This window comes from Sphingobium sp. B2D3A (assembly GCF_025961795.1).
Taxonomy (GTDB): domain Bacteria; phylum Pseudomonadota; class Alphaproteobacteria; order Sphingomonadales; family Sphingomonadaceae; genus Sphingobium.
In genome coordinates this window covers 1-23,506 of sequence record NZ_JAOQOI010000002.1, presented here as the reverse complement: position 1 = coordinate 23,506, position 23,506 = coordinate 1, and the positions used below count along the sequence as shown (strand labels likewise).

Genomic DNA, 23,506 nt, shown 5'->3' with positions numbered 1-23,506 from the left:
CCGGAGGTATCCTTCCGATAGCTGGTAGCTACTTATTACCCAAATCCAGCCATTCAAGCAAAGCGACACTTCCCAGCGCCGAAAAAATCATTCAACGGCACTGCGACGCGGTCATCACGAACCGCCCAAAAACAGGTCGCCGCAACTCCACAAGGGGGTTGCCACAACGGCCGGCGTCATGCGGGGAGGGGGCTCGCTGACGGTCAACTAAACGACCGGTTTGTTGACCTTAAAATGAGGGAAGGGGGGTTAGGGTCGAACGCTATCAATCGTAGGCCCAGAGGCCGTCAGCACGTCGAAAAACTCCTCGACATGCTGAGGCCGAACGGAAATTACCCCATACCAATTGACCTTTTCCCGCTCTCCTTGAAGGTCGACCATGAGCAAGTCTGGCCGCTTATCAGCGAGCTGCTTCAACCACTTGGCATTGTTATGCTTGAGCGCATTCACAAGCAGGTGGAGGTCGCTCAGCTTTGCATCGACGGGGTACGGAATGGCCTCGACCATCGCTACGAGGCCCGCGTGTTTCAACTGGACCTTATCGACCCACTGCAAGGCTGACCGTTCCCAGTGGTGATACATGGCGATGCAGAAGGCTTTGCGAAGTTCCTTGGCTGCTTCCTCTGCATCTCTGACGTTGTAATCTAGGACCGATTGCTGATCCCATATGACGAAGCCATCCTCGTCACGCTCGCCGATCCACTCGACCGTGCCTTCCTTCAATCCCTCCTGGTAGGCAACGGCCTCGTCCATCGCTCCTTCTCGTTTGGTATGCAGCGCTTCCTGAGCAGCCTCAAAGCTATTGCGCAGAATGCTGATCCCGTCCTGATACGAGTAGCCCTGTAAATTGAAGCGCAACGGAGCCATGGCTTCCCTTAGCGATAGGGAGGATCGTTGAGCGCAGACATCCAAGATGGACAAACTTTCTCAGCGTGGCCCCTGAAATCATCGTTGAAGAATGCCCAGAACTCGCGGGCAGCGTCCCGAGCGGTCATTGACTTAGGAATGCGGTAGCTGGCGGCCACCGCGTCTCCAGCAAACCCATGCCACCCTACAACTTCGGTATCACGTTGCATAAACATCTGGACGAGCCAGAGAAAGTCTTGTCGCTTGGTTGTACCGTTTGGCTCCGTCAGCTCGCAACTCACAATCCGACTCCATCGTAATGACGCGATCTAAGCGTCTATATCATTGATTCAGGAAACATTTAGGCATAAAAATGAGTTCTTCAACCCATTCATTCGAATGAAATAGAATTTTAACTTTATGTTGAAAAGTATACCCGGATTTTTTATTGTTTTGATTTCTAATTTCTAACAATTCAATTCTATTTTGATCCAGACATCTTGCGGCCACTTCTGGAGATAATTGGCGCTGTTTTGCATGAGAATGACGTACCAGCTGAAGGTTGCTAGCTCTCAGACAGTGACGCAGATCACATGGCGCGTTATCGACCATGCGCCTTTCAACGGAGACATCAGATATGAACAATGCAGATCTCGCACAAAAGGTCGCCGATGCGACCGGCGTCACTAAGGCCGATGCCCGCAAGTATGTCGACGCTGTTTTTGCGGAGCTGGCGGCAGCGGCAAAGAACGGCGAAGAAGTGAGCATCAACGGCTTCGGCAAGTTTAAGGTCAAAGACACTCCGGCTCGCGAGGGCCGTAACCCCGCGACAGGCGCAGCGATGACGATCGCGGCGTCGAGAAAGGTTTCCTTCTCCGCCGCCAAGGGCCTCAAGGACGCTCTGAACGCGTGAAAAGAAGAGGGCCGGTGGATCAGATCCACCGGCCTGAATTTTCCAGATGACGGGTCACTTCTCAGCTGGGTGCCATTCCATTATCCGCTCTAGCCCTGCATGACCAGATTCCCCTCAGGTCATCGTATTTGATCGACAGAGTTCTTGACCCGAATCGAATGTTGTTCCTATTTTGTTCTTATGGAACAGCCCAGCACAAATGACCTCGCCGACGCGTTGCTGTCCGCCCCCGGATGGGCTCGTGTCGGCCTTACCGCTCCTCGCGATACGTTGCGCATGGCGGCCGCGAAGGAACTCGCTCTGCAAATTCAGAGTCTGATAGACGGGGAGGAGGGAGTTCCAGACCCTCGACAAGCGAGACTCCCTTTCTGATGCGCCCGCCCGACCCTGAAAACGAGGACGAACCTCTCGACCTGGGCCTGTTTGAAATGATGATGGGCATAACGCCGCAGGAGTGGGATGCCGCAATGTCGGACGAAGACGATAGAGCGGTGCCGACTTTGCACAACCCATAGTCGTGCATCTCTCGTGGACCAGGCAAAGCACTAAACCAAAAGTGGAAAGAAATGGGCCGGTGGATTGCTCCACCGGCCCTGCTTCCCAACGTGACGATTTCGCCTTCAGCCACGCTGGGCGGGAAAGCCCGATATTTAGCTGCTTGGCTTGCGGATTGCCAGAATAACCGTGTTCACCTGTGTTCCGGCATGGGCGAACGATCCAGGGGGCAGATCATGCCACTTGCGCCAGCCATAGGCCGGTTTGCAGCGCTCAACCAGATCGTGCAGCGCCTTGTGCCGGCGATCCTCGCCATGTTCGGCGCGGGCGCTCATGACAGCGATCAGGACGCCGCCTGGTTTCAGGAATTGGTAGGCGTGCCGGACATGATCGCAGTCGCGGCCGCGATCAAAGGGAGGGTTCATAATGATGCAGTCGAACAGCTCTGTGCCAGGCTGAACGGTGAGGAAATCGGCTTCGCGTACATCGTCAAAGCCGTGCAGCACGCGCAGCTCTTGCGCGAGGCCGGGCTGGATCTCAATGCATGAGACGATCGCGCCCCTGTCTCGCGCGGCCCGGGCCAGAACGCCAGTGCCGGCGCTGGGCTCAAGCACGCGCTGCCCTGACCCAATTTCTGCATAGCGCATGACTTCGCCGGCAACGTCCTCGGACGAATTGAAGGCCTCGAAATTCTTGGCACGGGTCAGATGATATCCCGGCGAATCATCGGCCTTGGTGCTGTTGTAAGCATCGCCAATGACGTCGCCATAATACTCCGCCAGCAGCTTGTTGACCTCCTGCAGCAGGTCCTTGCGCTCGAACCACAGATGAAGATTGCCGTTGCCGAACACGCGCACCCGGAAATAATCGCCCTTGATGACGCACGGGGTCTGTCCACCAAGGCCCGTGACTTGGTTCGTGATGCTCTGATGCTCGGGGCAGGGGCCAAGGCCGTCCAGCTCGCGAAAGACGCGCTCGACATCGCGAAGGGTATCGCGGCGATTATAGACACTCCACCAATGCAGGCTCTCGCTTAGCGCCCGCTCGATGATGAGCCGCGACCCGATTTTGAAGCCGTCATGACTGCGGAATCGGCGGTCCAGCGCCATAAACGTGTTGGCGATGCCGCGAAGATAGAGCGTGCGGCGGTTCTCCCAAATGTTGCCGAACGTCGAAGCGCAGTTTTCGGACGTGAAGGCGGGCGGGGTGCCCTGTAGGCTGGCATAGAACTCCTCGCGGGCCTGACGGTCCAGCAGTTGGTCGAAACCGACCGAGTCCAGCAGGTGGCTCCAGCAGCGCCGGTCAACCGCGGCCGTTATCTGCTCGCTGAAATAGTCGCGCGCCGGCGTTGTCTCCCATGCGCCCGTCTCGCGGCAACGTTCTTCATGGTCCTTATCTGAAAGGAACGCGCGGGTTAGCCCGGTATCGTTATAGCGGTCGCCCATGTGCGCGGGGAGGGACACGGCGCCGCCGACGCAGAGTTGTGCGGCCTTGGCGGTCAGCGAGTGGAAATTGTCATAGGCGTCCATCCAGAGGGCGATTGCCTGGGCGCGGCCAGCGGTGATCTCGTCGATCTGGACGCGCTGCATGAGATCGTTGCTCATGAGGCCACCTTTTCAGGGGTCAGGATGACGCTTTCGGCACCGGTTGTGAGAATGGCATCGAGGATGATTTCGAGTATGGACGCGCGTTCGCCTCCGAAGAGCTGAACGGCCTCGTGAAGTGTCTCGATATCCAAGCGATCAAGCTTGATTGAGTTTGACTTGCTCATTGGTGGGTCTTTCCAATGATAACGGGGAGGGGAGGGGGCGACCGGTGAAGTCGCCCCGCTGGCGATCAATATTCGTCGGTGCGCAGGATCGTGAGAACGCGCGCCGTCTTGTCGGGATCGGCGGGATCGGCTGACCCGAACTCAAGGTCCGTGTCGTAATAGTCGATCTTCCACATGCAGCTTGTTCCCTCCCAATCGAACAGGCCAAGGCTGCGGTGGCCGTCGGGATCGTTGTCCTCGTTGAAGGTGTCGAACTGGCGGACCTCGCGCAAAAGCTGAGCCCGGCGCCCGTAGCCCGGCCAACGCTTCGCATCGCCGATCATGGCATCAATCCCAGCGGTCACGACGACGCGGTTATGGCCGGTGGCCTGCGGCAATGCCTTGCGCATGGCGTCATTGAGCGCTGCGATCTTAGCGACTTTGTTCTCAGGCTGTCCGGCGGTCTGGATGGTCATATTTTTCCCTTTCTTAATTGGAGCCGAAGGCGATGGCTCGTGGGCCATCGGCTTCTGCCGAGTGGCGAACTGCGGTCGGGAATTTGCAGCGGCTCGTGCGGGGGGAGGGGGATCACCCTGCGCGCAGGGACCCCGGACGTAGATCCGGGGGACCGAGCGTTGGGGACACTCCCCGCACGACCAAGCGAGGGCGCGGCACGCGCCCGAGACGGCCGGGCCGTAGCAGAGGGGGCCCCAAGAGGCCCCGGAACGCGCGCAGCGCTATTGAGACGGCCGCAGCAGCGGCCCTAGCGTGTCGCCGGCCCGGTCCGGCGCGCGCACAGAGGATCTTCGGGCGTCAAAGGCCACGGAACGCAGCGCTGACCCAAGAGCTGGCGAAGGGGAGTGGCCTGCCCGGCAACTTTACGCGAGGATCGTCACCCGCATGGGACGAGACGCCGGAACGGTGGCTCGGTCGGAGCGCAGCGGAGATAGAGCCGTGCCCAAAGGGTCGCGCTCAAATTCATTCCTCAGTGGAACTAGACCGCGATTCGGCGGGGTTGTAGAATTGCCCGATGGCAGACAAGATCGACCGGATTTTCCCCCGCTGGGCGCAGACCCTTGGCGCTTTGCACCATTCAAATGGGCTGGCGCGCTCGCAATGCCGGCGGTGCGGCGTGCAATTGCGCGTCGATGTCGAAGCGCTTGCGCTCAAGCACGGCGCGATTGCCAGCCTGATTGATCGTTCAGATCGGTGCAGCATGGTCGCGTGCCATGGCAGCGTCTTTTATCTGGCTGCGCGCACCTATGGGCGGCAATGGCTGAGGCTCGTCAGCCGTGAAGATCTGCTGCGCGATCTCGAAACGGCGGCGCCGCCCTGCAATGCGCAGTCGCTTGAACTGCTCAGCCCCGAGAAGGCGACGCGCCGGGGTCGCTAGACCCGGCGATATTCGACGCCAAGGCGGGCTTTCGCGCTGGCTCGTCTTGCGAGGAGCTGGCGGACGAACCGCGCGCCGCGATCGCAATCCTCGAACGAGACGCGCCGGGCTTGCCCGGCTCCGCTGCCGATGCGGCCCCAGCTATAGTCGACAACGAACGCGCCGAAGAGATCGCGCTGGGCGTGAATCTCGTAGCGGCGAGCGATGTTGCGAGCCAGGTCCACGGCCTGCAAGCGGATGAGCTGATCGTCGTCGGTGAGCATAGCCGCACTGTCCTCGCCCGCGCGCGCGAGGTCCAACCGGAAATCTGAATCAGTGCGCCAGGACTGATTCAGATTTCCGGTCAACGAACCAAGTCGGCCGAGCTGGGGCCTTGGCGCCAGCTCGGCCGTCATCACCAGGGCAAATGGAACTGCTGGCCGATGCGCGGTGCCGGCGCGGGTTGCCGGGTCGGCGAGGGCATGTCCGCCGGAGGGACGGGGAGGGAAGCAAGAGCGGGCGGCGCGCTCTCGGTAATACCGGGCAGCGCGGTCAATCCGTTCGCTTGAAAAATGCCATAGGCGGCCAGGGCGATCAGCTCGGCATCGTCATTGCGGTGCGGTGCAGGCATAGCGAAGTCCAGGGCAAGCGACCACGCCCCGGTGTAAGACCGGCTTTGAACGACATAGCTGGTTCGGTCCCGACGCCATTTGGTAGAGTTATATTCGAGGCGCCAGCGGTCGCGGCCTGCTTCACGCACATAACTGCCGATCCGCGTTCCCATGGGAAGCGCCTCGATGGCGCTCACAATGGCCTTTGCCCGATGAACGGGGCAGAGCGCGGCGAGAGCCGCGCGAAAATCTTCATAGGTCATTGCCACCTCGTCGTTGATGGGGGGAGGCCGTGAAGCCTCCCCAGCGCGGTCATGCGGCCTTGAGGCGGGCCATGCCTTCAGCGAGGGTCCAGAGCGCACGGTTGACGCCGACATTCTGATCTATGCCGTTGATGGCGCGGGTCGTGCTCCGAATAATCCTACCGTCGGCATTCTCACGGGTGCCCTTGAGGCCGCCGCGAATGATGTTCTCCTGCACGCGATTGAACACGGTCCACAGATCGGCGCCGATGTCGGCCTGACGCCGCGGCCGCAAAACCTGCTCGGGGGTGATGGGGCTTTTCGCTTCGTCATAGCGAGCGACAAGCGCGGCCTCTGCAAACACGCGCTGTTCCTCGGGGCGCAGAGCGACGCCTGCCATTTCGCGCGACGCATCGATCAGGCGGGGGAAGTCCTGCGCGACCGTGTAGGCGCCTTCGATGATCTGATCCGCAATATTGCCCTTGTGGGGAACGCGCACGTCCTTGAACTGCTCGCCCGCGATCATGGAATTGGTGCAGACAAAGCGAATAAGGCCAGCGAACATCTGATAACTGGTCGTTCCGTCATGGCTGTTGACGATCACCACCTCGGCGGCCTCGGTCGCGGCGATCTGGCCGGGCCGTCGCATCCGCAGCATGTGCTTGGCGTGGCCGAACCGCGAACCGTCGCGGGGCTGCCCCTGCACGGCAAAGAATGGTTGGAACCCTTCCTTGCGAAGAGCCTGCACGATCTCGATGGTGGGCACATAGACATATTTGGCTGACCGGCTGTCATGGGCTTCCTCGGCGAAAATCGAGGGCACGACTTCGCGCAACTGGTCATCGCTGAGCGCTTCGCGCGCGGAAATCTGACGCGCATTGCGGCGGCTAAAGCGGGTGGCGAGCGTGTGATACATGGACTTTCCCTTTCTTAATCGGAGCCGAAGGCGATGGCTTGTGGGCCATCGGCTTCTGCCGAGTGGCGAACTGGGTCGGGGAATTTGCATCGGCTCGTGCGGGGGGAGGGGGATCACCCGGCGCGCAGGGACCCCGGACGTAGATCCGGGGGACTGAGCGTTGGGGATACCGCCCGCACGACCAAGCGGAGGCGCGCAGCGCCGGAGACGGCCAGGCCGTAGCAAAGGGGGTAGGAACAGGCCCCGGAACGCGCGCAGCGCCACCGGGACGGCCGCAGCAGCGGCCCTAGCGTGTCGCCGGCATTGTCCGGCGCACGCACAGAGGATCTTCGGGCATCAAAGGCCACGGACCGCAGCGCTAACCCAAGAGCTGGCGAAGGGGCGGGGCCTGCCCGGCTATTTCACGCGAGGATCGTCACCCGCATGGGACGAGACGCCGGAACGGTGGCTCGGTCGGAGCGTAGCGGAGATAGAGCCGCGCCCGCAGGGTCGCGCCCGTCTGTCTGTATCAGATTACCACCTTTCGGACTCGATCTGGTGGGATCTATCGCCGATTATCAACGCTCTGACGAAGGTTTTACTCAGGCTCGACGCTATCGGCTTCTCCTGGAGGAAGCCCTTGCCCGCGCTGATTCTTGGCTTCATCTAGAATCCGTGGCTCATAAACCCGCCAGACCAACAAGGCAGCAAACACACGGTCCCACAAATCCGCTGAGTTCACGCCGTTCGTCTTTCGACGCGCGTAGGTGAACAACGATTCCGCGCGCGCGTAAAGCGCTGCAGCCTGGATGATGTGGATCGCCAGAACGTCGGTATCGATGTTCGTCCCAGAAACCAATGGTCTGGTCCGCGCAGAAAAGACCTGAGCTTCGCGGAGAATGCTCTCGATGCGTTCGGCCACGTCTTCTGCATCCGTCAGTTCGACGATCCTCTCAAGCGAATCCAGAAGTTCGTATGGAAATGACGGTATGTCGGCTTTTACAGATTGTACGGAATGTGGGTCGTGGTCATCTGGGTAGACCTTCGCTGCTACTGGCCAAGCGGCATAGAGCGCTTCGCCAGCCTCTTGAGCATACTCGCAAATTGAACTCAATGTCGTCGGCAACGATGCACGGGCCGCTCGCAACTTCGCGGCGCGCTCTTGATCGGCCTGCTCCTTCACAGCCGCGATCTGTTCGCGCGCAACCTCGATCTGCAAATTTGCCGCGCCAACCTGCTTCTGCGCGAACCTGGCCGCATAAAGCGCGGCTCCAACAGCGAGAATTCCGGCAATCAACGTCTGAAAATCGTAAATCCATTGACCAATGATGAGAAAGTAACACCCCACTCTACCGCCCCATTCTAATGCCCCGCGCGAGAGCTTATCACAATCTAGCGCGGTGCGCACAAAGGGTCTTCGGGCATCAGGGCCACGGAACGCAGCGCTGACCCAAGAGCTGGCGAAGGGGAGTGGCCTGCCCGGCCTTACAGCAGCGCTGGAGCGCTCGGCGGGCGCTTTACCCAAGGAATGGCGGTGCGCTCGACCTTGATCCTGTCAGCGGGATAGGGGCGGTCGAACTGATAAAGCATATCGAGCGGCGCGGTGAGCCACGTCTCCCAATCGGCGGGGTCGAGGATCACGGGCGAGCGATCATGAATGTCAGCCAGCTCAGGAGCATTGTCGGTCATCACGCCCGTGTAGCAACGGCCCCATTCAGCGCTGTCCGTCCAGAGGCCAGCCCATGCAAACACCGGCTGATCGGGGAGGGATAGCCATGCCTCTGTCATGCTGCCCTTCGGGCCGATGGCTTCAGCGAACCGCGCCGTCGGGATCAGGCAGCGGTTCGCAACACCGGTCCACCGGCGCCAGAAGCCGCCAAGCTTGTCGAACCGGGCATTGTTAACCGGCTTGGGTTTGAGGGGCAGGCCGGTCTTCGTGCTCTTGAGCGAGACCGGGAAGCCCCATGTCATCTGATCGACCACGCGCTGGCCCTCGTGCTGGAGGACGACAAGGCCGGGGTCTTTAGGATGGACGACGAGCGGCCCCTCGTTGAACTCACGGAACATTCGCGCGCCGAAGGTGGCGCGGATCGTTTCGGGTTCACCCCTTTGAGCGCGATTGCACATGGCTGATACTTCGTGCCGCGCGCGGCAAAGTCAATGTGCGGAGCCGGCGCTCCGGCTCGTTGCTGGGCTGGCGAAAGCGTGCTTGCGACGAACGGTGTAAAATCTCTGTTCCCATTATGTTCTAGTGCGCATTACAATTGCGTGATGTCCTTCGCCTTCGCCTTGTCCTCCGATCACCCGATTCCCTTGATCGATGTGCCGGTAGATCTGCGCCTGCAGATCATCGGCAGCGCCGGCGCGGGCTTTCCATCGCCAGCGCAGGATTGGGAGGAATCGGGGATCAATCTGGTCGATCTGCTGCGTTTAGATCGGGCCGCGAGCTTCGTGTTCGAGGTGCGCGGCAATTCGATGATCGATGCCGGCATCTATGACCGCGATATCGTCGTGGTGGACCGCGACAGCCGCCCATGCAACGGGCGTATCGTCATCGCGGTTGTAGATGGCGGGTTTGTCGTGCGCCAGCTCTGCACGCGTGGCGGGACCGCCTACCTTCAGGCGCGCAACAGCCGCATGAACTATCGCGAGACGAGCGCCGAAGGCGTCGAGATTTGGGGCGTGGTGCGCGCCAGCGTGCGCAACCTTCAGGGCTGATCGCGATGTGGGCGATCCTCGATATCGAGAACTTCTACGTCAGCGCTGAGCGATTGTTCGATCCGAAGCTGCGCAACGTGCCGGTCCTGGTGCTGTCGAACAATGACGGCTGCGCCGTTGCGCGCAGCGCCGAGGCCAAAGCCCTTCATGTCAAGATGGGGGCGCCGGTCTTTTTGATCCGAGACACGATCAAGCGGCATGGCATCGAGCTGCGATCCTCCAATTACGAACTCTACAGCGATCTCAATCGCCGGTTTAACATGGTGATCGGGGAGTTTTCCGATACCGTGGAAATCTACTCCATCGACGAATCCTTTTTCGGACTGCCGGTGCTGCCTGACGGGATGGGCGACGTTGCCACAGCGCATCGCGTGCGCGAAGCGGTCATGCGATCGGTCGGCTTGCCGACGCGGATCGGGCTTGGTCCGACACGCGCGCTGAGCAAGGTTGCCAATGCGCTCGCCAAGGCATCGGAGAAGGTTTGGGGCGGCGTGGTCGATCTGCACGACATGGAGCTGCGCAAGCGTCTGTTTGCAGCGTGTCCAGTCGAAGAGGTCTGGGGGATTGGGCCGGCCCTGGCCGCGCGGCTGCGTCCGCTGGGGGTAGCGACCGCTGCGGACCTTGCCGCTCTGCATCCTGACATTGCGCGAAGCGTCGGCACGGTCGTTCTCGAGCGCCTTGTCCTCGAACTCAATGGGATCGAATGCGAGGGCTTTCAGCCCGAGCCGGAGCCATTGAAGGCCACCGCCGTAACACGCTGCTTTGGCGAGCCGGTGAGCGACGCCACGACAATGCGCGAAGCGATGGTGCGGCGCGCTGTGCGCGCCGCCGAAAAAATCAGGACGCAGGACCTGGTTTCCACCCGGCTGATCGCGTTCATGCACGGGAGCCGGTTCAAGCCCAACTCGCCCTCAGCCTCCCGCTCCGCGCGCCTCTCGCCGGCGACGAACGATCCTCGGGTGGTCGCGCGGGTTGCGGGCGCATTGTCCGACGCCATGTTCGCCAGTGGCTCGGTCTATACCAAATGCGGCGTGATGCTCGAAGGGCTGCACGCGGCTGACGCGATGCAGGGCGATCTCTTCGCTGCTGCCGATCCGAAAGCGGGCGAGCTGCTGGCCGCGCTGGATGGGCTGAATCGACGCTTCGGACGAAGCACGGTCCGCCTCGCGGCCGAAGGGCAGGGCGCGCGCAGCTATGAGACCAAGCGCTCGATGAAAAGTCAGGCGTGGACGACGCGGATCGGGGAGGTTCCGATAGCTCGTTGACCTTCAAGCGGCCACAGCGAGACGGACGCCAATTGCCTTCATGATGTCGAGAAGGCCAGCCAGTGAAGGATTTCCGCCTTCGCCGAGAGCCTTGTAAAGACCGGACCGAGACATGCCTGCTTTCGCCGCAATGTCGCTCATGCCGCGCGCCTTTGCGACGTCGCTGATTGCCGCGACGATAAGGGCCGGGTCGCCCTCTTCAAAAGCCGCATCCAGATAAGCGGCAATCGCGTCCTCATTTGCAAGGAACTCGGTCGGGTCCCAAATTGTCGTTTCAGCCATGTCTAAAACTCCTTCGCCAACTCGAGTGCGTCACGAATATCGCGTTTCTGAGATTTCTTGTCTCCGCCCGCCAACAGGATCACCAGAACATCGCCCTTTTTGATGAAATAGACGCGATAGCCTGGACCGAAATCGATCCGTAATTCACCAATGCCCTCAAAGAACTTGGCGTCTCCCAAATTGCCCATGGAAACACGGCGAATGCGAATTTCCACGCGGGCGCGGGCATGATGATCAAGGCCACCTAGCCACTTTCGGAACTGGGCGGTCTGACGAACTTCGATCATGTGTCTACCATAGTGGACAAGTGAAATTGCTGCAATAGAAATGTTCACTTTAGTGGAAAATAAGCTTGGTCCTACCTCCGGCGGGAGGGCGGGGGACTTTGCATCCCCCGCCGCCATCATGCCGCCTCATCCAGTTCTTCCAGTTGGTCGGCATCCTCGGCGTCATCGAACGCCTCGGGTTCATCGATCTTGACGGGGAGGGGAGGGATGGTCCCGGTCTCCATGAAATCGGGAAGCCAGTTTACCGCCTCGGCAATATCGTCGGGATGCAAGCCGAGCAACTTCGCGTCTTCCTCATCGCAATTGGCGATCCGGGCACAGAAAGCGGCTGTTTCGCTGGCCTTCATTCCCTTGGCACGATCTGCCAGCCCCCAAGTGTCGAGTAGAGCAATGCGAGCCTTGTGGGATAGTTTGGCAAAGAACGCCTCATCCAAAACGACGGCATCGCGCCAACGTCCAAAGCTCGGTTCGCTCTCGATGATGTTCGCCAGTTCGCACACCATGCGGGGCGTGCGGCCCTCGCTATAGGCAGAGGTGGTCGCCATAAGCATGTGACTGGCGACCAGCGCGGCGACCTTGTTCTTGTCGAGGTCGGACAACTGGCGGAACAGCGCAAAGCCCTCAATGGGATCATGCGCGGTCCTCCATGTTGCGGAGGCCATGTCTTCCTTGGTCGTGAGCCATGCCGCTCTTTCCGGTCGCCCTTTCACCAGCTCGGCAATCTTGCTGGTGCCATCCTCATCATGGGGAAGGTCGTTGATGCCCTGATCCTCGCCATGGAAGTAGACGGTGTTGCCATAGGCCAGTGTCGGCATGAGGATCGTACGTGCCTGAGTGAACAACATGAAATCGAGCGCGAGCGACGAACCTGCGACGGCCGACTGCGTCAACTCGGCACGGATCATGTCGCGGCGGATGAGCATCATGACCTGCATATTTTCCTTGGACAGGCCGAAGCGGGCGCGCTCTGCCTCTGCCGGGCTCAACTCCGCCTTGGGGCCGCGCTGCTGGGTTGCACCTTTGGGAATCTCTGCACCCTTCGCGGCGCGATCCGCGAACCAAAGCTCAACCTCGAAGCGACCGTCATTCTCAATCGACGCCACGCCAACGATAGCGCCCTTCTTGGGCAGGATGATGGGACGGCCCCCGTCCAGTGCGCGCATTTCGGCGAATAGCATTTCGTAGGCTTCTTCCTGATCGGGCAATGGTTCGTCGTCCTCGTCGATCATATCGACAAGGCGGGCCTCCATGGAGGCATAAATGCCTGCGAGGTCTTTGGGCAGGTCACCCAGCTCAGGCCGGAAGCGAAGTTCACGATCCGTCGAAACGTAGCCATGTTGCTTGATCTGCGGAGGCGACGCGGCCCATGAAAATTGCAGGTCGGCAAGGCCCCACTTCTCGCCAAGCATACGGCCATTGCGGACGATCTTGTGTGCAAAGCGGTCTTTATCATCCGCCATGCGCTTCGCAGCGAGGTCACGGAGCAAATCGGAGTTCTGCACGATGCCCTCGCCCTCCTTGGCGAACAGATCGGCCTCAAAAACGCCCCCCGCCTCGCGATAGGCCTCGATGCCAACGTAGCGGATCAGCTTCGATAGTTCATGGTCGCCCGAGTTCATCGCCTTGCGAATGGCGCTGGCATTCTTGTGATGGTCATAGGTCGCCTGCTCTTCCAACTGCCGATAGACGGCGATCTGGAGGGATTGGTCCTCGGTCGCGGCATAAGCCATGGCCTGCGCGTCGCTGATCTCGCCAGCGCTGTAGAGGTCCATGATTTCCGGATGCAGGTTTGCAATGCGCATGATGCGGGCCGTTCGGGCCACGTCATAGCCAAACATCGCGCCAAGCTCTTCAAGGGTCGCCTCGGGGCGCTCGGCTCGGATCGCGGCAAAGCCTCGGTAGACGTCGGGGAGAGACATGGCTTCCCGGGCACGGTTCTCGGCCATGCTGATTTCCGTGACTTTCGAGAGGTCATCGACCTTCATACAGAGGAAGGTCAGCGCTTTGCGGCTCGGGTCGGCCTCTGCCAGCGCCGTCAGCAAGCGGCGGCGGCGATTTCCGGCAATCACTTCATAGCCGCCACCCTCGCGGTCGATAACGACCATCGGCTGAATGAGGCCAACCGAGAGAAGGGAAGCGGAGATTTCAGCATCGCTAGCAGCGCTGGATGGGGTCTTGCGCACATTGCGTTCGCTCGGATGAAGCTGCTCAACCGTGAGGTGCAGGATTGTTTGCTTCGCGGGCTTGCTGATCTTGGTCATACTTTTCCCTTTCTTAATCGGAGCCGAAGGCGATGGCTTGTGGGCCATCGGCTTCTGCCGAGTGGCGAACTGGGTCGGGGAATTTGCATCGGCTCGTGCGGGGGGAGGGGGATCACCCGGCGCGCAGGGACCCCGGACGTAGATCCGGGGGACTGGGCGTTGGGGATACCGCCCGCACGACCAAGCGGAGGCGCGGTTAGCGCCGCAGACGGCCAGGCCGTAGCAAAGGGGGCAGGATCAGGCCCCGGAACGCGCGCAGCGCCACCGGGACGGCCGCAGCAGCGGCCCCTGGCGTGTCACCGGCATAGTCCGGCAGGCGCGCAGACCATCTTCGGGCATTGAGGCCACGGACTGCAACGCTGATCCCATGAACTGACGAAGGAGAGTGGCCTACCTGGCTTTATCGCGCGCAGATCGTAGCCCTCGTCGCCCGGCAGCCTAAATGACCGCTCAATCACCAATTACACTCGAAGAAACCTTCCCATGGCGATAAGTAAGTCGGATACTTGGGTCGTCGAGCTATGGAGATTATTCGATAGGCTGTCCGCGGCGTGACCAGTTTATGTGAGGTCCTCATTGAAATGACTTCCAAATGATGTTTAAAACTCATTGACCTACGCAACAAATTTCTCTGGGAAGAAGCACTAGCTCTTGTTAACGCAGCCGTGAAATAAGGGGGGATATGTCTAGCACGGTACCGAGCGGTTCACGCAAAATGGATTCTGGCCTGCTCGCTATGCTGCATCTGCTAACTGCTTTAGGAGTACATGCAGACGCCTCGCAAATTGAGCACGAAAGAGGCACCGGAACGGGGGCGTTTTCGGTGAACGATATTGTTCGGTCTGCCAAGCGCCTCGGTGTCAGGTGCCGCGCCATCAGCGCAAATACAGACAAGCTACGACGCCTGCATCTCCCGGCTATTGGACAGTCGCATGATGGATCCTTCTTTCTGATAGCAAAAATTATCGACCAACCGGCCGCAGCTGGAGGACTGGTAACAACGCGCATTCTAGTCCTAACATCGGAAGAAAATGATCCAAAAGTTTGGACAGTCGACGAGTTAGAAAGCCGTTGGTCTGGCATTATTATTTTGATGACTACTCGAGAAACTCTAAGCGGCTTAAAGCGGCATTTTGGAATAAGTTGGTTTATTCCATTTTTAGTCAAGTATAGAAATCCGCTATTGCAAGTCTTGATAGCGACATTTACGATACAGATCGTGGGGTTGGTATCACCGCTCTTTTTTCAATTAATTATAGACAAAGTCCTAGTGCACGGGGCGCTATCTACCCTAGACGTGCTGGCGTTCGGATTAGCATTTGTCTTCGTTTGGGAGGCCCTTCTGGTCGGAGGGCGTCAGTGGCTCTTGAGCCATACTACGTCCCGCATCGACGCCGAGCTCGGCTCCTCCCTGTACCGACACATGTTGAATCTGCCTCTGGCGTACTTCGAGAATCGGAGGGTCGGAGATACAGTAGCTAGAGTCAGGGAGCTAGATACCATCCGCCAGTTTTTGACGGGCCCAGCGCTCGCCGTTGGATTAGATCTTCTATTTACATTAGTATTTATATGCGTAATGTATCTTTATTCTCCGGTTTTAACTCTTTTAGTAATAATCTCCTTTCCGTTCTACGCTATTGTCACAGCGTTAGTAGTCCCGCCTTTGCGGAAAGGTCTCGACGAGAAATTCAATCGTAGCGCGGACAACCAAGCATTCTTGGTAGAAAGCGTCAGCGCCGTAAGAACCCTCAAATCGATGGCTGTTGAGCCTCGAATGCGAGATGACTGGGAGCGCAAACTCGCTGGATATGTGCAAAGCAGCTTCGCCGTTGCGCGAATGGGGATCTTTGGCTCTGGGGCCATTCAGCTCGTGTCGAAACTAACTACGGTACTCGTGCTGTATATCGGTGCCAAGCAGGTGATTTCAGGCGATTTGACGGTGGGTGGTTTGGTAGCATTCAATATGCTGGCAGGCAGGGTCGCGGCACCGATTCTTCGCTTGTCCCAACTTGTCCAGGACGTGCAACAAGTCAACGTGTCCATTCAACGCCTTGGAGATGTGTTGAACGCAAAAACGGAACCGGAAAACGATCCCAGCAAAACAGTGTTACCTCCGATTAAAGGCGAAATCACGCTGGAAAGGGTTCGGTTTCGATACGGGCCGGATCTCCCGGAAGTACTGCAGGGGATTGATCTATCGATCAAGGCAGGTCGCGTGATCGGAGTGGTCGGTCCTTCCGGTTCAGGAAAATCGACCTTCACTAGCCTCATCCAACGACTCCACGTCCCGACGAGCGGGAGAATATTGGTGGATGGGGTTGATCTCGTGCTTGTCGATGGAGCTTGGCTACGGAAACAAGTGGGCGTTGTGCTGCAGGAAAACGAACTGCTCAATCGCAGCGTCCGGGAAAACATCGCCTTAAGCAATCCTAGAATTTCTATAGACGAGCTCATTAAAGTCGCAAAATTAGCCGGCGCACATGAATTCATTTTACAAATGCCATTCGGGTATGACACTAAAATTGAAGAACGTGGCCGCAACTTGTCGGGAGGGCAGCGTCAACGCCTCGCGATAGCACGTGCGCTGATTGGTGACCCGCGGATTCTTATCTTGGATGAAGCGACGTCGTCTTTAGATGCGGAATCTGAGGAAATAATTCAAAAAAACCTGAAAAAAATTTCGGCAGGTCGAACAGTAATTATTGTAGCACATCGGCTTTCTGCAGTTCGGCAGGCAGACTTGATCGTCACGATTGACCAAGGATTAATTTCCGAATCCGGTACTCACACTGAGTTAATGACTAAGAATGGGCGTTACGCCAGTTTGTATAAGAAGCAAATGGGGCAAAATGATGACCAATATCTTTGAAGAAAACAAATGAAATTATCTGCTGTAGAATGCTTCAGAGTGTTATCATCTGCTTGGTCTCTCGACGTCCAACAGCAAAAAAAACGAAAGTGTTACTCCGAGACCGAATTCCTTCCTGCCGCCCTAGAAGTTATAGAAACCCCCGCTTCGCCCATAGGCCGCATCGGGCTTTGGACGTTAATGCTCGGTGTCATGATCACAATCATATGGGCTCTCGTGGGGAAGCTCGATGTCGTGGTCGTCGCACCAGGGCGAATTATTCCCGCTGATCGGGTGAAAATAATACAACCAACTGAACTCGCGGTGATAAAATCGCTTCCTGTTCAGGATGGGCAGATGGTTAAGGCCGGGGAGCTCCTCATCGAGCTAGACGCCACCACAGCGGGCGCCGAGGATGCACAGGCATTGCTCGGACTACAGGCAGCGCAAGTCGATCGCGCTCGAAGCCAAGCCGTCCTTTCCTACCTTTCCGGCGCGGCCGCAAAATTTACACCACCTCCAGGAACATTGAGCGAGGACTCGCAGGTTCAGCAACGTCTCCTAGCAGCGCAAATCGAGGAATTTCGCGCCCGTCATGCGATACTCCGGCAGCAGCAATTAGAGCATCAAGCTGAATTAGATGCAGCCCAGGCCGAGCGAGCTAAACTGGAAGAAACACTTCCACTTTTTGATGTCCAAATAGAAGGTCGGAGGCAACTCGTCGCGGCGGGGTATTTCCCCCGGCTGCGCCTCCACGAACTCGAGGAACAAAGGATTGAACGCGTCCGCAACATGGATGTGCAAAGGTCCGCTGCTGCTAAAGCGCGAGCCGGCATCGCTCGGGTGCAAGGGCAAATCAAACAACTACAATCGGAGCTTGAACGTTTGACGGCGAAGGAGCTTATCGATGCCGAAAATAACAAAAGACTGAGAGAGAACGAGATAGCAAAGACGGCCCTCCGAAATCACCAAATGCGCCTTACTAGTCCGGTCGACGGGATAGTACAGCAACTCTCAGTTCATACAGTCGGAGGCGTGGTACAGCCAGCACAACCGCTAATGATTGTCGTTCCAAGCGATGGAAAGCTAGTCATTGATGCCAAGGTTTCCAATAAGGATATAGGCCTCCTGAGGAATGGACAATTCGTCAGGATAAAAATCGACGCCTTTCCATTTTCTGACTACGGCACGGTCGACGGCATCCTGAAAGACATATCACGTGATGCGATTGAAGATGAAAAGCTGGGCCTAGTGTATAACGCGCGCGTAGAAATTCAAAGAAGTCCTCGTTCCACGAAGAGATCCGAGATCGTACTTTCTCCAGGCATGACAGTCACGGCCGAGATAAAGACTTCCAGAAGGCGTATCATCGATTACTTGTTATCGCCGCTTTCAAATAGGATCGATGAAGCTGCTCGTGAGCGGTAGTGCCACGTACGTCATTCAACATCTTGCTAATTTTTTCTCGCACCTGGCACGCCAAGATTGTGGTCAGCATCGGTAGGTCGTGAACCCATAAATCGGTGATGATTGAAGCAGGCAAGATGCCGGATTAGCGAGCTTTGGACGACAATGCCTCCGACGCGAGCTTCATCTGCCCAGCACGCCAATCCGTCTACATAGACTTCGTGGCTGTCGTAAGATGCGTCGGTGTTGGCATAGCTGGCTGCGTATCGACCATCAGGGCTGGCTTGGAAAAGCCTCAGAGGCCGACCGTCGACGTCGCTAACCCTCTCGACGCAGGTTTGGCACAGATAACGCGGATACCGAGCGTTTTCAGCCACAATTGTGCGACAAATCGGGCATTCTTGGCTGATAGGCAACCTACATACCCGCGCAGACCAACGGCAGCTATCCCTTGATTGATAGCCATCTTTCAAATCGTACCGAAATCTGATTCAGGCTCCACATGAGCCGATACGATCTGACCGACTTTGAATGGCGCGTTATTGAGCCGCTTCTGCCAAACAAGCCGCGAGGCGTCCCGCGTCAATAACCGCCGCGTGCTGAATGGCATCTTCTGGGTGCTACGATCCGGTGCGTCCTGGCGCGACCTACCTGAACGCTATGGCCCCCGCACGACCTGCTACAACCGTTTTGTGCGATGGCGGAAAGCAGACGTGTGGAACTGGATGATGGACGCCATCACCGCCGCACATGATGGCGATATCCAGATGATCGACAGCACTTCTATACGAGCGCATCAACAGGGACGACGGCAAAAAGGGGGATCAAGATCATTGTCTCGGTCGCCCCCGAGGCGGGCTCAGTACCAAAATCCACGCTGTTGTCGATGGGCAAGGCCTCCCGATCCGGCTAAGCCTGACCGCTGGCGAAGTCATGACGGCCAGGCGGCCGACGATCTGCTCGACCATGTGGGTGCCGGAACAATCGTGCTGGCCGACAAGGCGTATGATGCCGACCGCATCCGTGTGTCTCTGCGAGGGAGGGCCTCGATCGTCCTTTGATCGAATCGGCGCGCATAGTCACAGAATCCTAGGTCCCACCGGCGACCAAAACATCCGACATGAGCTTGGGCGGTCGAAGCGTCATAGGTCTTGCAGCCTGCCGCTTCGCCGCCTGGCAGGTGAAAGGCGATCATTCCTCCTAGATCATCCGCCGGTCAGGGAAGCCATCTGATGATCCGACTAGATAGGCCAGAAGGCTTCATGAACCCGTTGCTGAGACTTGGGCACGGAGCGCCATGCTATCGATGCTCAACCGCCGATGTCGGCCATAATCTCCGCCACCGTGACAACGACGGCCATCCAGATTCCGTCCTCGCTCCATCGGCGGGACCGACGATAGAAGGGGTTGAAACATCCGTCCTTGGGCGCAAAACCATGACACTCGCCGCAGCCGATCTCCGGCCGCTAAATTGTCCAGGCTGCCTAGATACATGCCTTTCAATTTTTAGAAAGCTCTGCAATTTGCTATTCTCTTTTCCTCAAAATACAGTACCTTCTTCCGAAGGTAATGCAAAAATTCGTATGAGAATGCTCGGCTGTCTCGAAGGCGCTTGATCAGCCCAACGAAGCACTTATTGGATTCATTACGAACTAACGATTGGTGGGTCCGCGGCAAGAAAACAAATCATTAAGGGAGCAGCGTAGACATGAATAACGTCCATTTCTTATCCGTTTTTGCTGCTCCATTTCTACTCGCTGCTGCCGGCAGCAGCGCGGAGCGTGCGCCCGTCGCACCCGACAAAGCCGGCTCTATCCAAAAAATTGTTGGCTCATGGACTGCCGTCGCGAGAAAAGATGTCATAACCAAGGCTGGCGTTCAACTTCTGCGCAAGAGCGAATGCTCGATAGAAAATCGAGTTATGTCCTTAACCTTTTACAACAATGCGACGCCGCAGCTGGACTTTCGAGTAATCAGAAGTGATGGCGGAGTACTTCGTAGTGATCTTTCTCAAATAGATCTGCGAAGGTTATCGATCGATGGAATAGATTATAGTATCACGTTCGTCGATATTGGTACGATGACGGTACTCTCTCGATCAAATTATCGTTCATCAGATGAGCCGAGTGATGTTGTTGTTGGTGACCATTATATGTCCGCAACAACATTCGACGGTACAGAAATTCCGGTTGTAGGCTTACTTGATCGCATTATCAACTCTAACAAAATTTCCCTGACATTTAACGATCCCGATTCAGGGGAGTTCGCACAATTCTCTTTTGACGCGTACGGCTTAAAAGAACTTACTATATGGTGTGGGGAACGAATCAGAAATAATCAGTAAGGTGATTTACTTTATATCTTAGAAAGTAATGAGGGGAAATGCCATGGCAAGATCACATGCAGAGAAGATTGTGGGTCCGGTATATACTGGCCCTGACGTTGAATCTTCCACCGGCGCCACGAAAATTTTAATTGGTGATGGCGTTTACATGACCGCAGGTCATGCGGCATTTGAATATAACTTTGCCAATATAGCAAATCCCTCACTGATCACTATTGATGATATTGTCTGGCAAAATTCTAAATCCGATAGTTATTCTATTGTTCTGGACATAAACGGCTATCGAGACCAATATCTTCAGCAGGTAAAGGCGGAATACAGTAATCCAAATCCTCGGGAAAACAGCCTTATAGAAGGAAATGTATCGTTAGTATCAAGAGATGCTGTTTTAATTTCGGGAAGCAAAAAAGCTAATAATAAAACTTACGGACTGGCTTATTTTGTCAATTCAAATGACATGATGACAGCAAAAAGTACTATTGAAGGATTGGAATATTATTACGACGGAGAAAGAAGTGGCATAAGAACTGGTGATGTTGTGTCAGCATTCAGTTCAGGATACTTGGGATTTAGTGCTCGAAATCAGGCAGGAGATAGCGGAGGCGCGTTTTCCATAGACTATCAAAATCGCCAGTACATATTTGGAACGATGAGCGGCCATGACGCAACCAAAACTTATGGTCCTTTTTTTCAACTAGCGGACTGGCAGTTGATCAATAGCACGCTTTACGCCGCGCAACTCGTAAGTCAGGGCGTTAGTGGCGGGCAGGGAATTAACATCACATTCAGCGAGCCGCAGAATCTCATCATTGGATCTTCGCTGGGTTATGCAATCGAGGGTACCTGGCGCGCTGACCTCATCCTCGGGGGTGGCGGCGACGACTCAATCAGCGATGGTGACGGATCTGGGAAATATCTTTGGGGTGACGATATCCTCGTAGGAGGAGCCGGCGGCGACACATTCAAAGCGTATCAGGGGAATGACGTAATCTGGGGCGGATACCAGGGTGCCGCACCCGATTACGCAGACGGGAACGACACAGTCGACTATTCCGATCATACTCGGATCGACATCGTTTATGATAGTAGCACGGTTGAACTTGGTCGATTGACGGTCAAAGATGGCTTCAATGATAGTGACACGCTTCACTCCATCGAGAATATCATCGGTACCACAGGCCGGGACTCCGTAACGATTATTGGTGCCATACACGTTGGCACCAATCTCACTATTAACGGGAACGGCGGGCAGACGCCGGATGCGCTCCAGTCCATCAATCTATCCCAATCCGCCGGATCGACCGTCGAAATCGATGCTAACGGTGTAGGCTTCATCGAAACTACTGGCGGTGGAAAAATCAATATCACGGGATTTCATACGCATTTGACAGGTTCTGCGTTTGATGACGTTATTATCGATGAAAGTGCCGGTGCAAAGTCGATCCATGGTGGTGCGGGTAACGACCAAATCTCCATCGAAGGCGTGGCAGCTGGATCGTTCCTTTCGGGCGGAGATGGAGACGATGAAATTACCGGTGGCGACGGGGACGACGTAATCATCGGCGGAACCAAATTACCGTACTGGCAGCCCCCTTTGTATCAAGAAATAAATATCCTGAGGGGTGGCGACGGCAACGACTACATCATTAGTAATAGCATTAACGACAAAGTTTACGGCGGTGATGGAGATGACTTCATACACACAATCGGAGGTAACAATTCACCCGGTGTTGCGATTGCAATGGGCGAACCTTATCTTTTGATTGACGGCGGCGCTGGGAATGATTTCATTTATCGGGATGATAATAATACTGGTGGAACAATTCATGTAGCGTTTGGCGTTGGATCTGGTCATGACACAGTATACGATTATAGGCCACTTGGCGTAAATGGTCCCCATCCTGATGTTAACATCGAACTTCAAGGCGTTAATTATTCTGATTTAAAATTAATTTGGGATGTAACTCCCACTGTTGGAACCTATTTTAACACGTTTACTGGCGTCGGGGACGCTGTTCTTATAAATGAAGTGACGGGCGATACAGTCTTTATCAAGGATCTGTATGGGTTTCAGGTACACGACACTGAACTGGTCGACGGCTATGGAGACACCAGTTTATTGATCAACGGGGCCCAGTCTTTGTTCACAGACTGGGGAGAAGGCATTCGGTTCGAATTTGGTAGCGTGAGTGGCTATGATTACGCCAGCGGCGCATATGCACTCGCTACGGAAATTCCAGTTGGCGAGCGTACGGGGACGTCCAGCGATGATCAGCTGCGCGGCGGAGCGGGTGATGACACGCTCGATGGTGGGGATGGCGACGACTTCTTCACCACGAGCTTTGGGAACGATACGATCATTGGCGGAGACGGCCATGATACTATCAGCTTTACGGGTTCCCGATCTGATTATTCAGTTACGGCACAAGCGGCCGGCGTCCTTGTTTTCCAAGGATATGACATCGGAACACTCACTGTCTCCGGGGTCGAAGAATTCCGCTTTGTAACGGATTCACTGTCGGCGAACGTCGAGGACTTTACGGGATATGAGGTGACCTCGGGGAACGATGTCGTCTACGGCAGTTCTTATAGCAATGTCATCGACGGCCTTGGAGGGAATGACGAACTCTTCGGGCTGGACGGCAACGACACACTTTATGGCGCAGACGGCGACGACAAATTGTTTGGCGGCCGCGGCGACGACGTGCTGTGGGGAGGCGATGGAAATGACATCTTGGATGCTGGTGAAGGTGAGGCAGACATCCTTCATGGCGGAGATGGCGACGACATTCTGATCGGTCAGGTCAGAGGTGGTTCTATGTACGGCGGTGCCGGAAACGACATGGCCCGATTTAATGGGAGTATCGCCGACTACGACTATTGGGGAACCAGTTCTGCGTTTTCAATGTGGGCTTTAGGTGCAGATCCTGCAGGCCCTGTGCAGTACATCGAGGATGTTGAGGAGTTATT

21 protein-coding genes and 1 pseudogene are annotated in these 23,506 nt (G+C 56.7%); 10 read left to right on the top strand and 12 right to left on the bottom strand.

Annotated elements, in window-relative coordinates:
• Positions 1–249 precede the first annotated feature (249 nt).
• The gene (locus M2337_RS16915; protein WP_264572433.1) at positions 250–867 is read right to left on the bottom strand and encodes a hypothetical protein; all 618 of its coding nucleotides are present in this window, start codon (positions 865–867) and stop codon (positions 250–252) included.
• A 616-nt stretch (positions 868–1,483) separates the two neighbouring features.
• Here M2337_RS16915 and M2337_RS16910 point away from each other — a divergent pair.
• Both M2337_RS16910 and M2337_RS17275 read left to right on the top strand, forming a co-directional pair.
• Positions 1,484–1,759 (top strand): HU family DNA-binding protein, encoded by a 276-nt coding sequence (locus tag M2337_RS16910; protein WP_264572434.1) that lies wholly within the window; start codon positions 1,484–1,486, stop codon positions 1,757–1,759.
• Positions 1,760–1,939: 180 nt separating this feature from the next.
• A complete protein-coding gene (locus tag M2337_RS17275) occupies positions 1,940–2,131 on the top strand; it encodes a DUF6771 family protein (RefSeq protein ID WP_319799464.1) in 192 nt (63 codons plus the stop codon).
• 278 nt (positions 2,132–2,409) lie between these two features.
• Here M2337_RS17275 and M2337_RS16905 read toward each other — a convergent pair whose 3' ends face one another.
• The 3 genes from M2337_RS16905 to M2337_RS16895 form a co-directional block, all read right to left on the bottom strand.
• Positions 2,410–3,858 (bottom strand): DUF4942 domain-containing protein, encoded by a 1,449-nt coding sequence (locus tag M2337_RS16905; RefSeq protein WP_264572435.1) that lies wholly within the window; start codon positions 3,856–3,858, stop codon positions 2,410–2,412.
• Positions 3,855–4,025, bottom strand: coding sequence for a hypothetical protein (locus tag M2337_RS16900; protein WP_264572436.1), 171 nt, complete (start codon positions 4,023–4,025; stop codon positions 3,855–3,857). Before M2337_RS16900 ends, M2337_RS16905 begins: the two co-directional genes overlap by 4 nt.
• Positions 4,026–4,090: 65 nt before the next feature.
• A complete protein-coding gene (locus tag M2337_RS16895; protein ID WP_264572437.1) occupies positions 4,091–4,480 on the bottom strand; it encodes a DUF3768 domain-containing protein in 390 nt (129 codons plus the stop codon).
• Between the two features lie 554 nt (positions 4,481–5,034).
• On the opposite strand from M2337_RS16895, the gene M2337_RS16890 reads away from it, so the two are divergent.
• A complete protein-coding gene (locus tag M2337_RS16890; protein ID WP_264572438.1) occupies positions 5,035–5,397 on the top strand; it encodes a hypothetical protein in 363 nt (120 codons plus the stop codon).
• Here M2337_RS16890 and M2337_RS16885 read toward each other — a convergent pair.
• The 5 genes from M2337_RS16885 to M2337_RS16865 form a co-directional block, all read right to left on the bottom strand.
• Positions 5,394–5,660 carry a WGR domain-containing protein gene (locus tag M2337_RS16885; RefSeq protein WP_264572439.1) on the bottom strand — a complete coding sequence of 89 codons (267 nt, stop codon included), beginning with the start codon at positions 5,658–5,660 and terminating at the stop codon, positions 5,394–5,396. The two genes, M2337_RS16890 and M2337_RS16885, sit on opposite strands and share 4 nt — an antisense overlap.
• 131 nt (positions 5,661–5,791) lie before the next feature.
• Positions 5,792–6,250 (bottom strand): hypothetical protein, encoded by a 459-nt coding sequence (locus M2337_RS16880; protein WP_264572440.1) that lies wholly within the window; start codon positions 6,248–6,250, stop codon positions 5,792–5,794.
• A 49-nt stretch (positions 6,251–6,299) separates the two neighbouring features.
• Positions 6,300–7,145 carry a DUF932 domain-containing protein gene (locus tag M2337_RS16875; protein ID WP_264572441.1) on the bottom strand — a complete coding sequence of 282 codons (846 nt, stop codon included), beginning with the start codon at positions 7,143–7,145 and terminating at the stop codon, positions 6,300–6,302.
• Between the two features lie 577 nt (positions 7,146–7,722).
• A complete protein-coding gene (locus M2337_RS16870) occupies positions 7,723–8,472 on the bottom strand; it encodes a hypothetical protein (RefSeq protein WP_264572442.1) in 750 nt (249 codons plus the stop codon).
• 137 nt (positions 8,473–8,609) lie between these two features.
• Positions 8,610–9,251, bottom strand: coding sequence for an SOS response-associated peptidase (locus M2337_RS16865; RefSeq protein WP_264572443.1), 642 nt, complete (start codon positions 9,249–9,251; stop codon positions 8,610–8,612).
• A 144-nt stretch (positions 9,252–9,395) separates the two neighbouring features.
• On the opposite strand from M2337_RS16865, the gene M2337_RS16860 reads away from it, so the two are divergent.
• Together M2337_RS16860 and M2337_RS16855 are read left to right on the top strand one after the other, a co-directional pair.
• Positions 9,396–9,842: a LexA family protein gene (locus M2337_RS16860; protein WP_264572444.1), complete on the top strand. Its 447-nt coding sequence runs from the start codon at positions 9,396–9,398 to the stop codon at positions 9,840–9,842.
• Positions 9,843–9,847: 5 nt separating this feature from the next.
• Entirely contained in the window at positions 9,848–11,107 is a 1,260-nt protein-coding gene (locus M2337_RS16855) for a Y-family DNA polymerase (protein WP_264572445.1), read from the top strand.
• 3 nt (positions 11,108–11,110) lie between these two features.
• On the opposite strand, the gene M2337_RS16850 is transcribed toward M2337_RS16855, so the two are convergent.
• From M2337_RS16850 to M2337_RS16840, 3 genes are read right to left on the bottom strand one after another with little or no spacing between them, the layout of a single operon-like run.
• Positions 11,111–11,389: an addiction module antidote protein gene (locus tag M2337_RS16850; protein ID WP_264572446.1), complete on the bottom strand. Its 279-nt coding sequence runs from the start codon at positions 11,387–11,389 to the stop codon at positions 11,111–11,113.
• A 2-nt stretch (positions 11,390–11,391) separates the two neighbouring features.
• Entirely contained in the window at positions 11,392–11,796 is a 405-nt protein-coding gene (locus M2337_RS16845) for a type II toxin-antitoxin system RelE/ParE family toxin (protein WP_319799463.1), read from the bottom strand.
• Positions 11,793–13,937 (bottom strand): ParB/RepB/Spo0J family partition protein, encoded by a 2,145-nt coding sequence (locus tag M2337_RS16840; protein WP_264572447.1) that lies wholly within the window; start codon positions 13,935–13,937, stop codon positions 11,793–11,795. Before M2337_RS16840 ends, M2337_RS16845 begins: the two co-directional genes overlap by 4 nt.
• 715 nt (positions 13,938–14,652) lie before the next feature.
• Here M2337_RS16840 and M2337_RS16835 point away from each other — a divergent pair.
• The 5 genes and pseudogenes from M2337_RS16835 to M2337_RS16815 all read left to right on the top strand — a co-directional run.
• Entirely contained in the window at positions 14,653–16,806 is a 2,154-nt protein-coding gene (locus tag M2337_RS16835) for a type I secretion system permease/ATPase (RefSeq protein ID WP_264572448.1), read from the top strand.
• A 9-nt stretch (positions 16,807–16,815) separates the two neighbouring features.
• Positions 16,816–18,213 carry an HlyD family type I secretion periplasmic adaptor subunit gene (locus tag M2337_RS16830; protein WP_264572449.1) on the top strand — a complete coding sequence of 466 codons (1,398 nt, stop codon included), beginning with the start codon at positions 16,816–16,818 and terminating at the stop codon, positions 18,211–18,213.
• 481 nt (positions 18,214–18,694) lie between these two features.
• A pseudogene (locus M2337_RS16825) lies at positions 18,695–19,241 on the top strand (IS5 family transposase); the annotation flags it as partial.
• A gap of 659 nt (positions 19,242–19,900) precedes the next feature.
• The gene (locus tag M2337_RS16820; RefSeq protein ID WP_264572450.1) at positions 19,901–20,536 is read left to right on the top strand and encodes a hypothetical protein; all 636 of its coding nucleotides are present in this window, start codon (positions 19,901–19,903) and stop codon (positions 20,534–20,536) included.
• A 43-nt stretch (positions 20,537–20,579) separates the two neighbouring features.
• Positions 20,580–23,506 (top strand): calcium-binding protein (locus M2337_RS16815; RefSeq protein WP_319801327.1); only part of this gene is annotated, 2,927 nt, incomplete at its 3' end.